This is a genomic window from Sphingomonas sp. 2SG (assembly GCF_005503285.1).
Lineage (GTDB): Bacteria > Pseudomonadota > Alphaproteobacteria > Sphingomonadales > Sphingomonadaceae > Sphingomonas > Sphingomonas taxi.
The window spans coordinates 106,952-119,297 of record NZ_SCMZ01000004.1 but is presented as its reverse complement, the minus strand read 5'-3'; the positions used below and the strand labels follow the sequence as shown (position 1 = coordinate 119,297).

Genomic DNA, 12,346 nt, shown 5'->3' with positions numbered 1-12,346 from the left:
GCGCAAACAAATTGGCTTGCCTTGAGCATTTTCCGGTCGTACCTGAAGTTCCAAGATGCCGCACGGTCTGCCGTGCCGAGACATCGATAGGGAAGACAGTTGGGGATGTTATGATGGCCGACGATAGGCAGCTTGCGCGCGTGGTTCGTACCCGGACTCGTAGCCGGGCTATTCTCAGCAGCGTTTCGGCTACCGCGATGTGCGTATTCGCACTCGGCGTACCCGCTTATGCACAGACCGGTGCCGCCAGCGGCCAGAACACCGCGGGGGCGGCGACGTCGACCAACGTGCCGGGTGGCGATCCCGCCGCACCGCAGAGCGGGGGAGCCGATGCCCGCGACGAGGCGGGCGAGAACGACATCGTCGTCACCGGCATCCGGCAGAGCCTCGCCAACGCACAGACGATCAAGCGCAATTCCGACACCGTCGTCGACGCGATCACGGCGCAGGACATCGGCGCGCTCCCCGATCGCTCGGTGACCGAGGCGCTGCAACGCGTGCCCGGCGTGTCGATCAACCGCTTTGCCGGCAACAACGATCCGGACCATTTCTCGGTCGAGGGCTCTGGCGTCAACGTCCGCGGCCTCAACTTCGTGCGTTCGGAATTCAACGGCCGCGACACCTTCTCCGCCGGCATCGGCGGCCAGGCGATCAACTTCGCCGACGTGCCCTCCGAACTGCTCGGCTCGGTCGAGGTCTATAAGAACGCCACGGCCGATCTGATCGAGGGCGGGCTTGCCGGCACGGTCAATCTCAACACGCGCAAGCCGTTCGACAACAAGGGCTTCCACATCGGTGGTGGCCTCGAGGCGAATTACGGCGACTTCGCGAAGAAGTGGGCGCCGACCGGCTCGCTGCTCGTCTCGGATACCTGGGACACGCCGATCGGCCGGTTCGGCATCCTCGTCAACGGATCCTATTCGCGGCTGAAGAGCCGCGCCGACGGCATCCAGGTCACCAATTTCCAGACCCGCGATGGCGTCCAGGCGGCGACCGGTACCGGAACCAACACGACGGTGACCTGCCGCAACCAGCTCCCCGGCAATACCGATGCCTTCACGTTGCCGCCCGGCACGATCAACGGCGTCGGCGGCGCGGCCTTCCCCAACCCGGCGAACGTCTGCGGCGCCACCGGTACGGCGGGCGCGGACGGCTTCGCCGACCCCACCGGCATCGCTTATGCCCCGATCGGCGGCCAGTTCCGCAGCCAGGACTATGATCGCAAGCGCGATGGTCAGGCGCTTGCCGTCCAGTGGGAAAGCACCGACGAGCGCACCACCTTCACCGCGCAGTTCCTGCGTACCCATTCCACCAATGCCTGGGGCGAACATACGTTCGAGACCGCGCCGGACCTGTCGGAATACAGCACCTATCCGGCCGGCTGTCAGCAGAACAGCAACGGGCCGATCAACGGCGCGGGCAATGCGACGACGCGCGCGGAATGCCAGCTCAATGGCGCAGGCCAGTTCCAGTTCGGCGCGAACCAGCGCGGCAACGGCTACAATCCGGCCGGCGGCGCCTATCCCAATTTCACGTATGACAGCAACGGGCTGTTCCAGAGCGGCTTCGTCACCCTCCCTGGCGCCGGCTGGCGGACCGCGTCGAGCGGAACGGCGACCACCACCGTGCCGACCGGCGGCACGCAGCAGTCGCTGTCGCGGCGGCAGGTCTATGACGAGAACCTCGTCAAGGATGCCGGCTTCAACCTGAAGATCAATCCGGACGATCATTGGTCGATCGGGCTCGACGTCGACTATACCTATGCCAAGCACGACGTGACCGATCTCAGCGTCTTCGGCTCGACCTTCGCCGATTCCGAGCTCGACCTGACCGGCAATCTGCCGATCGTCGTTCCGCACAAGCCGCTGACGCTTGCCGCCAATTGGGCGACGCCCAACCCGGCGCTCGCCGCCGCGACCGACAGCCAGTATTTCCAGAGCCGCGACTTCCAGTTCTGGCGCGCGGCGATGGACCACATCGAGCACAGCGTCGGCTCGGAATATCAGATCAAGGGCGATTTCGCCTACAAGTTCGACGACGGCAATTTCCTGAACCGGATCAAATTCGGCGCACGTTATGCCGAGCGGACGCAGGACGTACGCTACACGGCATACAATTGGGGTGCGATCAGCGAGATCTGGTCGGGGGCGCCGGTCACCTTCAACCAGGGCGACACCAGCCGATCGTCATTGTACAATTTCGACAACTTCTTCCGGGGCAAGACCAGCGCCCCGCCGAGCGCTTATTACTACAACGGCGACCTGATCAACGGCTACAATTCGGCGACCAGCTTCTTCCAGACGCAGAACGACATCTGGCGCAACACCAACGGCGCCACCGCGACGAACCGGTTCCTGGCCGCGGGCCAGCGTGCCGGCGCGATCCCGGGAACGTCGTTCCTCCCCTCGGAAGTGTCGAACGTCACGCAACAGGACAGCTCGGCCTATGCGATGCTGCAGTTCGGCAGCAAGGATCCGCTGTTCGGCAACATCCGCGTGTCGGGTAACGTCGGCCTGCGCTACGTCCGCACGACGGTCAATTCCCAGTCCGAAACGGCGGTGCCCAATCGCAGCGAACTGGGCGTGGTCGATCCCTATGCCACCCGCTGCGTCGCGACGTCGCGAACCTTGCCGGACGGCACCGTCCAGGTCACGCAACCGGGCGGCGTCTGCAACCTGGGCGCGACCGAATATGAGCGGCTGCGGTCGTTCGCCACCAACGGCTATGCGTCGCAACCCGCGTTCTTCACGAACAGCTACGGCTATTTCCTGCCGAGCGCGAACCTCAAGGTGGGGGTGACGCGCGACGTGGTCATCCGCCTCGCGGGATCGAAGGTGCTGACGCGTCCGGACTTCGCCAACATCCGCCCCTATGTGACCTATGCACTGGAGCCGGGTTCGGGCACCGTCACGATCAACGCCGGCAATCCCTACCTGAAGCCGGCCACGGCGTGGCAGTTCGACGCCACCGCGGAATGGTATTTCGCCCGCGTCGGCCAGTTGTCGGTCGACGCCTTCTACAAGACCGTCGACGGTTTCTTCTATCAGTCGCTGGTCAACCGCTCGATCACCAACAATGGCATCACGCAGAACATCCAGGCGCGTGGTCCTGCAAATTACGCCGGCAAGGGCAAGATCAGGGGCTTCGAGGTCGCCTATCAGCAGACGTTCGACTTCCTGCCCGGCTTCCTGAATGGCCTCGGCTTCAACGGCAACTATACGTTCATCGACAGTTCGGGCCTTCCCAATTCCTTCCTGAACGGTGGCACGCCGTCGTCCGGGTCGACCGTCGCCAAGGGCAATCTGCCGCTGGAAGGATTGTCGAAGCACAACTTCAACGCGACGGCCTTCTACGAAAAGGGACCGATCTCGTTACGCGCCGCCTACAACTGGCGTTCGCGGTTCCTGCTGACCGCAGCCGACGTGATCTTCCCCTATACGTCGATCTTCAACGACTCGACCGGGCAGCTCGACGCCTCGGCGTTCATCAATATCAACAAGTACATCAAGCTCGGCGTTCAGGGGGTGAACCTGACGAACACGACCACCAAGCTTCTGCAGGCGTATAAAGCCGGATCCAACGATCTGGCGCCGCGATCCTATTTCACGAACGATCGTCGGTATTCCATCATCCTGCGCGCCAATTACTGACGGTCGGCACTTGACGCAGCCGCCCCTCCCCTTCTGTTCGCCGATGGGGTGGGGCGGCTGTCCGATTCGTGACAGCTCGCCGTCCCGCTTGGACGGTCAGCCGTTGCCGATCGTCACCGCGTCGCCGAGACTGTCCGCGACATGCGCCATGCCCGGCACCTCCGCCAGCTGACGAAGATCGCTGAACCCGCCGCGATCGTCGCGATAGCGCACGATTTCGAAACCGTGCCCCTTCAGCGCGGGGATCGCATCCAACGCGTCGGCGGTCGCCGTGTTGATGTCGATGGGGGATGTGGCGTTCATAGGTCTGCCAGCTCCTCTGACGGAAGTGTCGCACCGCTTTCGTGCGACAGGCCGCCCGGCGCCTGATCGTGGACGACATAATGGATCGGCTTGAACGATCCGCCGTTCGACGCCGGCGCCGAGCAGGCGGTGAGACCGATCACCAGATCCATCTGTGCGACGAAGCTAATGCTGTCGCCGGCCTTGCTGATCGGTGGCAGGACCGAGAGCTTGCCCGTCGCCGCATCGATCGGCACGTTCATGAAGCAATTGAACGCGACCGGAATCTGATCCGGCGTCACACCGAACTGTGCGAGCGCCGCGGCCAGATTGCCGAAACATCCCCGGTGCCGGGGGAGTTCGGGATAGAAATGGTCGAACGTCGCGTAGGAGCATGGCGTCAGCAGGAAATCATGCACGCCGACCGTATCCGCCACGATCTCCAGCATCGCATTCGATCGATTGGAGTAGAGCGTGTGCCCCGTGGTCAGGCGGATCGTCTCGGCATAATCGAGCGTCCGGCCCGACGACAGCACTTCACCCAGGTCCTCGGCCCGGAAGGCGAGGAGATCGGCGACCTGGCATCCGCGCGGATCGATCACCGTGAGAACCTGCCCTTTGGCGAGCCGAAACGCGTCGCCGCTCCGCTCCGGGATCTCGACGGTTCGATCGGCCAATTGATGATCCCTCACTTGCCGGAATACCGGAACGGGCACTGCCAGCCGCCATCGACGGCCCGGCCGCTGTATTGGCGCGCCTCGCTCGCCTCGCCATGGCGCGACAGCATCGGGTTGCGCGAACCGGCGAGCACCTCGTCGCGCACCATGATCTTCTCGCGCATCGTCTCATACTTGCCCTGCTCGCGCAGCGTCTCGAACTGATCGTGCAGGTTGAAGATCATCGTCGGGCGCGAAAAGCGCCGTGCCGGGCGACTGGCACGCGGATGGAGCCCGACGACGAAGAACGCCTCGCCCCCGAAGGACAAAGAGAAATGCGCGTTGGACGGATCGGGACTGACGCGTTCGTCCCACGCCTGCCCCAGCCACACGTCCTTGTCCGACAGCGACTGGATGCGCTGCCAGATCGCCCGCTCGAACGCTTCCTCGCTGAGGTCGTCCGGCCCGGAGAAGACGACGGCGAAACTGCGGAACAACGACGGCTCCGCGCGATATTGCGCGGCGAAACAGCGTAACCGATCGTGGATACGCAGATCGTCCCACGCACTCGCGATGTCGCGCGCGCCGAGGATGTCGAGCGTGCCCTTCGCCAACGCCGCCTTGGCGCCGACGCAGGGGAAGCCTTGATCGGCGATATAGGCGGAGAGCAGCAGGCTCGCTTCGTCCTCACTGGGGTCCGCCCAGCTGAACATCGGTTTCGTTGATAGCATGACAGGAGAACGAGGCGCGCTTCGCGGCGTTCCTGATCCGGGCCGACCTTGATCCGGCTCAATCAGAAAAGCCACATCGGGGAATGAGCGAATGCCGGTATCCGTGATCGCAACGAAGGGCTTCTCTCGACGAACCACTCGGCGACCGCGCCGGCCGGTCGCGATCCGGCGATGCCGGCTTGACACTGACCCGATAACAGTAGCTTACCCTACGTAACGTCCGCCGGGGGGTGGATCTGAGAACGATAGGGCGCAGGGTGGCAGACGATAAGGATGCCCGTCGGGCAGAAGCGCTTGCGAGACTGCTCGTGTTGGACACGCCTGAAGAGCAGGCGTTCGACGACATCGTCTTCATCGCCTCGCAGACCTGCGATGCACCGATCGCGCTCATCAGTCTGCTCGACTCCGATCGCCAGTGGTTCAAGGCGAGGATCGGCCTTGATGTCAGCGAAACGCCCATCCATCAGTCGGTGTGCCGGCTCGACATCGACGATCCCGGCGTGCTCGAGGTCGCCGATCTGACGGCCGACATGCGGACCAACGACAATCCGCTCGTGACCGGGGACCGCGCGTTCCGCTATTACGCCGGCGCGCCGTTGACGCTGCGGTCGGGCGAAATCGTCGGACGCCTGTGCGTCATCGACACCGAGGCCCGTCCCGGCGGGTTGAGCGATACGCAGAAGACCTTGCTTAATGCGCTCGCCCGGCAGGCAAGCGACCATCTCGAACTGCGCCGGATCGCGCGTGGCAGCGAGCGCCTCGCCGAACTGCAGACCGCGCTCGTCCAGATCGGCGAGAGCATCCGCAACAGCCACGACGTTCAGGCGATGACCCGCGCCGCGTCGGCGATCGTCGGCGCCGTGCTCCAGGTGTCGAGAGCCGGATTCGGCTCAGTCGACGAGGATGTCCGCCACATCGACGTCGAACCCGACTGGACGGCGCCCGGCACCGCCAGCATCGCGGGCCGGCACCGGTTCGAGGATTTTGGCGCCATCCGCGACCACCTCGTGCGTGGCGAGCCGCTTGTCATCGAAAATGTGCTGACCGATCCGCGGACCATCGACAATCCCGGTGCCATGACGGCTATCGGCGTCCACGCGCTGGTCAACATGCCGGTTCGCCAGCATGGCCGTACCGTGGCGGTGCTGATCGTCAACGCCGCCGCGCGGCGCATCTGGCAGCCGGAGGAGCTGACCTTCCTGCGCAGCGTCGCCGACCGGCTGGAAGCCGGCGTCTCGCGCGTGCGTGCCGAGCAGCAGCAGGAGATGCTGAACGGCGAGATCGCGCATCGCCTGAAGAACATGCTGTCGATGGTACAGGCAATCGCGAGCCAGACGCTGCGGGACGTTCCCGATCGCCGTCCCGTCGAAAGCTTCGAGCAGCGGCTGATGGCGCTCAGCGCGGCGCATGACGTGCTGTTGCAGAAGAGCTGGACCGATGCCGACCTGCGCGTCGTCGCCGAGGCGGTCGTCGAGGCGGTCGGCTTCAGCGATCGCGTTCACATGGACGGTCCCGAGGTCGCGCTCGGCTCGCGCGCGGCCTTGTCTTTTTCGTTGGTCATGCACGAGTTGATGACGAATGCGTGCAAATATGGCGCGCTGTGTCAAACCGGAGGGCATGTCGAGGTGAATTGGGCCGTGGAGACGACGCAGGCTGGCGACGAGCTCGTGGTGCGCTGGCGCGAGACGGGGGGACCGCCCGTCATCGCGCCGAGCCGGCGCGGCTTCGGGTCGAAGCTGGTGCGGCTCGGCCTGGCGGGGACGGGCGGCGTCGACTTGCGGTTCGAACCCGACGGACTGCAAGCCGACCTGCGCGCGTCGGTCCGCCAGCTGGCGCAGACGTGATCGGGACAGCTATCATCGAACGTCCGGTCGTGCTCGTCGTCGAAGACGAACCGCTTCTCCGCCTGTTCGCGACCGACATGATCGAGGATGCCGGCTTCGCGGTGATCGACGTCGGCAGCGCCAGTGCGGCGATCGCCGTGCTGGAGAGGCGCCCGGACATCCGCATCGTCTTCACCGACATCGACATGCCCGGCGGCATCGACGGCATCAAACTCGCCGCGTGCGTCCGCGACCGATGGCCGCCGATCAAGATCATCATCACCTCGGAAAAGCCGTGGCCGACCGGCGTCACGCTGCCGACCGATGCGATCTTCTTCTCCAAACCCTATCGTCAGGATCGCGTCATCAGCACGATCCAGCAGATGGCGGCCTGAGCCGCTCGACATCCATTGCCGCCGCGACCTTGCTGTTCGTCACCCCGGACCTGATCCGGGGTCCCGCTACGTTCTTCACGGGTTCCCATCGGGAAGAAGCGGGACCCCGGGTCGAGCCCGGGGTGACGGCAGGGAAGGAGAAGTCGCGGCGCCGACGAGCGTCGATCCGGCCTATTCGACCGCGGTCAGGGCCTCTTCGTGGTAGGCGTTCATCCGCTGCAACGCCGTCTCGCTCAGCGCCACGACATCGTCGTCGACCTCGATCATGCCTTCCGCCCGCAGGTGCTTTATCCAGCGGTCGCCGATCATCTTGTTCTTCGACGTGAGATTAACGGCATTGTCGATATACATCGTCTGTCGCCGCAGCGCAGCAATGTACATGTGAAGCATCATGTCCCACGCATATTCATCGAAGATGTCGGCGGGAAAATGGCCGTAGCGCAAGGCCCTCAGCGCGACCTGCGTCTTGGCCATATCAAGACAGCTTTCGAATGACGCCATTGTTGACCCCTGATCCACCCGCATTTCGGTAGTCGCCACCGGGCTGGCGGTGTATCGATCGTCCGCGGCACGCGTCCAATGCCACAGGGAGACGCGAATGACGAGCCAAATGGATAACGGTCGGCTGCTTGCATTGCTGGATGCGGCCCTGGTCGAAGCCGATCTGATCGGACACACGCTCGCTGCCGCGCTGCTTACCGAATGCATTGCCACGGTGCAGCACAATGGCCGAATGCGCGGTCATTGACCTGAGCATCCACACTATCACGACCGGCATCCTGCCGTCAGAGCGGCAGCAGGACCCGCACCTGCCTCGCTGAACGCCCCTCCGCCTGCCGGCTCACGACACCACCGCACCGCTGCGAACGATCGGTTGATTAAGATACGATAGCGTACTAATCAAAGGGGAGCGTAGAACGAGGGGCGTCAGGATGGTGTCGTTGTCGACCAAGGTCGTGTTTCTCACCGGGGCGACCGGCAACATGGGTCGCGAGGCGGTCAAGCGACTGACCGCGAAGGACGATATCGCGCTCCGTGTCCTCCTCCGCCCGGAGGAGCGCGACGGAAAATTTGCGCGGCGGATGATGGGCATGAAGGGCGTCGAGATCGTCACCGGCGATCTGACCGATGCGCGCTCGATCGAGACCGGCGTCCGCGGGGCGGATACCGTCCTGCACGTCGGGGGACTGGTCTCCCCGTTGGCGGATCATCTGCCGCCCGCGACGGTAAGCGCGGTGAACGTCGGGGGCGCGCGCAATATCATCGCGGCGATCAAGCGCGTCGGCGATCCGGATCGTACCCGATTGGTCTATATCGGCACGGTCGCCCAGACCGGCAGCCGCAACGCGCCGATCCATTGGGGCCGGACCGGCGATCCGATCAAGATCAGCACCTACGATCATTATGCCGTGACCAAGACCCAGGCCGAAGCGATCGTGGCCGAAAGCGGCATCCGGCACTGGGTATCCCTGCGCCAGAGCGGCATGGCGCATTTCGATATGTGGCGGATGTTCGACCCGATCATGTTCCACAATCCGCTCAACGGCGTATTCGAATGGTCGACGGCCAACGACAGCGGCCGGCTGATGGCGGCGGTGTGCGACGATGCGGTTCCCGACAGCTTCTGGCGGGGCTTCTACAATATCGGTGGCGGCGCCGCGTCGCGCGTCGTCAACCATGAATTCATGGCCGGCAGCATGGCCGGTTACCGTGACGTCCTGCGCCCGCACTGGTTCGCGACGCGCAATTTCCACGGCCAATGGTATGCCGACAGCGACCGGCTCGAGGCGCTGGTACCGTTCCGCGAACAGTCGGTGCACGATTATCTGGCGGAAGCGCCCCGGCATATGCCGGCTCTCGCCCGGCTCGTGCCGAAGCTGCTGCCGAAGATGGTGCGCAAGCGCATCGAGAACCTAGCGACCGCGCCGGGCGGATCGCTGCACTGGTTCGCAACCGACGACGCGGCGCACATCGCCGCCTATTTCGGCTCGCGCGCCGCCTGGGAGGCGATTCCGCGCGACTGGGCGACGTTCGAGTTTAAGGAACCGTCGCGCACGCCGACGCTGCTCGACCACGGCTATGACGAGACGATCGCGCCCGCCGACTGGCGGCTCGCCGATCTGCAGGACGCGGCGCATTTCCGGGGCGGCCAGTGCCACGCGGAGAGTTGCGACGGACCGGATCGGCCGGCGGACTGGTCTTGCGCGCTCGGCCACCGCTTTGCGATGACGCCCAATTTGCTGCTGCGCGGCGGCCATTGGTGCCCGACCTGCCAGAGCGACAGCGCGTGCTACGATCGGGTCGCCGAGCGCAGCCCGTTCTTCCGGCAGGTCTGGACCGAACCGACCGCCGCCGCCGACGCATGACGGGGCGTCGGGTCAGCGCAGCGGCAGCGTAAGCCGCGTCGTCGGCCTGCTGAGCGAGTAATTGCGCCCGCGCCACGCGAAGCTGCCCGGCAGGGACGCGGGCCGGGTGATCTCCGCCGTCATGCTGCTGCCCTCGACCCGATAGCGGACACGCACCGGACCGGCAGGCGTCGCCGCGGTCGCATCGACCCGCTTCAGATCGCCGAGCGCCGGCGCGATCCGGACGGACCGATATCCGGCCTCGCCCGGCCCGATGCCGGCAACGATGCCGAGCAGGTCCGCGGTCGGATGCGCGCTCCAGGCGTGACTGTCCGAACGCGTGTCGCCGCGTTCCTCCGGCCATGTCGTATAGTTGAGCTTGAGCAGATCCCGCCACGTATCGAGCAGGCGCAGATACCGGTCCCCCTGCCCGGCGTGGACGAACGCCTGGGCGAGATACCAGGCGAAATAATAGCTGGTCGTGAACAGGCCGGCGGGCGCGTCGATCCCCTTGCCCGGCGCGACGATCCGGTCGAGGATCGCCCTCGCTTCCTCCGGCGTCGCGACATCGTACAGGATCGCCAGCGCGTTCATATGCTGGCTGAAGACCGTGCCGTCGGGATTGTCCGCGAACAGGCCGCGGGCGGGCACCCAGCAGCGGGTGCGGATCGCCTGCTTGACCGCTTCCGCCTTCGCCGCGTCCGCCTCGCCCCGCGCCCTGTCGCCCAACGCCGCTTCGATCCGCGCACCCTGTTGCAAGGCGCCCAGCCAGCTGACGCTCATCAGGCAGCTTTCGTTCGTACTGCCATAGGACGGGAAGATCTTGCGGTCGGTGGCGGGCTGGCCGACCCAGTCGATGAAATTCCATTGCGGGTTCTTGCCGAGCAGGCCGCTCGGCTGCTGCCACGGCTGGAACCAGTCGATCACCTGCCGCATCCGGTCCAGGTGGCGGACGATCGGGGCTGTGTCGGGCTGCCGCATCCGCCAATCGTCGAGCATCGCGACCCAGATCAGCGAAAACGGCGCGATGACGTTGCTGGTCCGCTGCGGATAGGCACCGTCCATCAGGCCGCCGTCGACGTTCGATCCGGCATAGGCATCGATCGCCTGTTCGGCGAGGCGGGGATCGTCGGCGACCGCGTAGGAGATCAGCATCTGCAACCGGGTGTCACCGGTATATTGCAGCTGCTCCCAATAAGCCGTGTCCATATAGGTTTCGTGCGCGTCGATCCGCGCCGTCCGCCAGCCCACGTCGAAGATGCGGGTCAGCGTCGGATCGTCGCTGGCGAAACGGCCGACCTGACGGAACGGATAGCCGGTCTCGAACGCGCGCAGCCCGGTCAGCACGAGCGGCTGCGCCTTGGTGGTCACCGCGATCTCGGCATAGCGCCACGTCCGCCACCACAAGGGTGCGAAGGTCCGCGATCGGCCATCGGGCAGGAAGGTGTCGTGGATGCCGAAGATGGTGCGATCGCCGATCAGGTTGCGGTCGCCCTTCTTGCGGTTGGCATCGTACAGCGCCTCCGACCAGGTCAGCGTGATCGTCGATCCCGCCCCGCCGCTCACGTCGAGTTCGGGATAGGCGGAGACCATCGCGTCGCGCTGGATCAGCAATTTGACGCTGCTGTTGGCGGGCACCGTCACGGCTTGCCGTGGAAAACGCGCGCCGCCGGCAAGGTCGGTGCGGACGACCGTACCGGGCGTGGTGGCGTCATAGGATTGCAGCGGCAACCGGTCGGCGACGAGCGTGCGCCCGGCCGCCTCCGGCGCCGCCACGGCATCCTGCCAGCCGGCGCCGCGCTCGACCGGGCCGGTCCAGTCGACATCCGCCTTCGCCGCGTCGATCGTTTCGGGATGACCGGCGACATAGAACCAGCCGCCCTTGATGATCTGGCGCCAGCCGTTCTCGAAGCCGTGCCCCGCATCCCGGTGCACCCGCCAGCCGGGACGGTCGGTCGACAGCGCCGCCGCCTCGCCGTCGCCCGCCAGATGGAAGCCGGTCGCGACGCTCTGCTGGAAATTGGGCGCGGTCTGCGTGAAGAGCGCGGCCCCCTCGGCGTTCCGGACCTGTTGCGGTGTCGGGTCCGGCGGCAGCTTCAGCGGCTTGACGCCGTTCCATACGACCGCGGCGACGACGTTGCGGCCGCGCGTCAGATAGGGTGCGAGATCGACCGCCGTCTCGCGCCAATGTGCGACGTCGCCGGTCGATGGCCCTGCCGCCACCCGCCGGCCGTTGACGTAGAGGATGAAGCGATTGTCCGCGCTCACCCGCACCGGATAGCGGCGCGGCTGCACGGCAAGATCGACCGTGCGCCGGAAATGCAGCACCACCGGATTGGCGGCTGCGGGCAGATCCGCCTGGGTGATCCAGCCCTGCACCGCGGGCTGGGCGATGGCTGCGCCGCTGACGCCCGCGAGGATCAGCGCGATCGATGCCGAGGCTTTCATCATGGACTCTCCGTCG

General features: G+C 65.6%; 10 protein-coding genes. 5 read left to right on the top strand and 5 right to left on the bottom strand.

What is annotated here, in order from left to right; genetic code table 11:
- Positions 1–197: 197 nt before the first annotated feature.
- Positions 198–3,650: a TonB-dependent receptor gene (locus tag FFS23_RS03405; RefSeq protein WP_137897447.1), complete on the top strand. Its 3,453-nt coding sequence runs from the start codon at positions 198–200 to the stop codon at positions 3,648–3,650.
- Between the two features lie 96 nt (positions 3,651–3,746).
- On the opposite strand, the gene FFS23_RS03400 is transcribed toward FFS23_RS03405, so the two are convergent.
- Genes FFS23_RS03400 through gntA form a run of 3 tightly spaced genes read right to left on the bottom strand, consistent with a single transcriptional unit; the run spans position 3,747 to position 5,301 of the window.
- Positions 3,747–3,953, bottom strand: coding sequence for a ComEA family DNA-binding protein (locus FFS23_RS03400; RefSeq protein WP_137897446.1), 207 nt, complete (start codon positions 3,951–3,953; stop codon positions 3,747–3,749).
- Entirely contained in the window at positions 3,950–4,648 is a 699-nt protein-coding gene (locus tag FFS23_RS03395; protein WP_502702111.1) for a DUF1989 domain-containing protein, read from the bottom strand. Before FFS23_RS03395 ends, FFS23_RS03400 begins: the two co-directional genes overlap by 4 nt.
- On the bottom strand, positions 4,621–5,301 hold the full coding sequence (gene gntA, locus FFS23_RS03390) for a guanitoxin biosynthesis heme-dependent pre-guanitoxin N-hydroxylase GntA (RefSeq protein WP_081974365.1): 681 nt from the start codon (positions 5,299–5,301) through the stop codon (positions 4,621–4,623). Before gntA ends, FFS23_RS03395 begins: the two co-directional genes overlap by 28 nt.
- A gap of 329 nt (positions 5,302–5,630) precedes the next feature.
- Here gntA and FFS23_RS03385 point away from each other — a divergent pair, with 329 nt between their 5' ends.
- Together FFS23_RS03385 and FFS23_RS03380 are read left to right on the top strand one after the other, a co-directional pair.
- The gene (locus tag FFS23_RS03385) at positions 5,631–7,163 is read left to right on the top strand and encodes a sensor histidine kinase (RefSeq protein ID WP_171009338.1); all 1,533 of its coding nucleotides are present in this window, start codon (positions 5,631–5,633) and stop codon (positions 7,161–7,163) included.
- Positions 7,160–7,537 (top strand): response regulator, encoded by a 378-nt coding sequence (locus tag FFS23_RS03380; RefSeq protein ID WP_245640867.1) that lies wholly within the window; start codon positions 7,160–7,162, stop codon positions 7,535–7,537. The genes FFS23_RS03385 and FFS23_RS03380 overlap by 4 nt, the downstream gene beginning before the upstream one ends.
- Positions 7,538–7,708: 171 nt before the next feature.
- Here the strand turns inward: FFS23_RS03380 and FFS23_RS03375 are convergent, their stop codons facing one another.
- Positions 7,709–8,011, bottom strand: coding sequence for a hypothetical protein (locus FFS23_RS03375; protein ID WP_038661277.1), 303 nt, complete (start codon positions 8,009–8,011; stop codon positions 7,709–7,711).
- 124 nt (positions 8,012–8,135) lie between these two features.
- On the opposite strand from FFS23_RS03375, the gene FFS23_RS19980 reads away from it, so the two are divergent.
- Together FFS23_RS19980 and FFS23_RS03370 are read left to right on the top strand one after the other, a co-directional pair.
- On the top strand, positions 8,136–8,285 hold the full coding sequence (locus FFS23_RS19980) for a hypothetical protein (protein WP_156143792.1): 150 nt from the start codon (positions 8,136–8,138) through the stop codon (positions 8,283–8,285).
- Between the two features lie 184 nt (positions 8,286–8,469).
- Positions 8,470–9,903 carry an NAD(P)H-binding protein gene (locus FFS23_RS03370; RefSeq protein WP_137897443.1) on the top strand — a complete coding sequence of 478 codons (1,434 nt, stop codon included), beginning with the start codon at positions 8,470–8,472 and terminating at the stop codon, positions 9,901–9,903.
- A gap of 12 nt (positions 9,904–9,915) precedes the next feature.
- Here the strand turns inward: FFS23_RS03370 and FFS23_RS03365 are convergent, their stop codons facing one another.
- Complete coding sequence (locus FFS23_RS03365) at positions 9,916–12,333, bottom strand: alpha-L-rhamnosidase-related protein (RefSeq protein WP_137897442.1); 2,418 nt, start codon at positions 12,331–12,333, stop codon at positions 9,916–9,918.
- Positions 12,334–12,346: the final 13 nt, after the last annotated feature.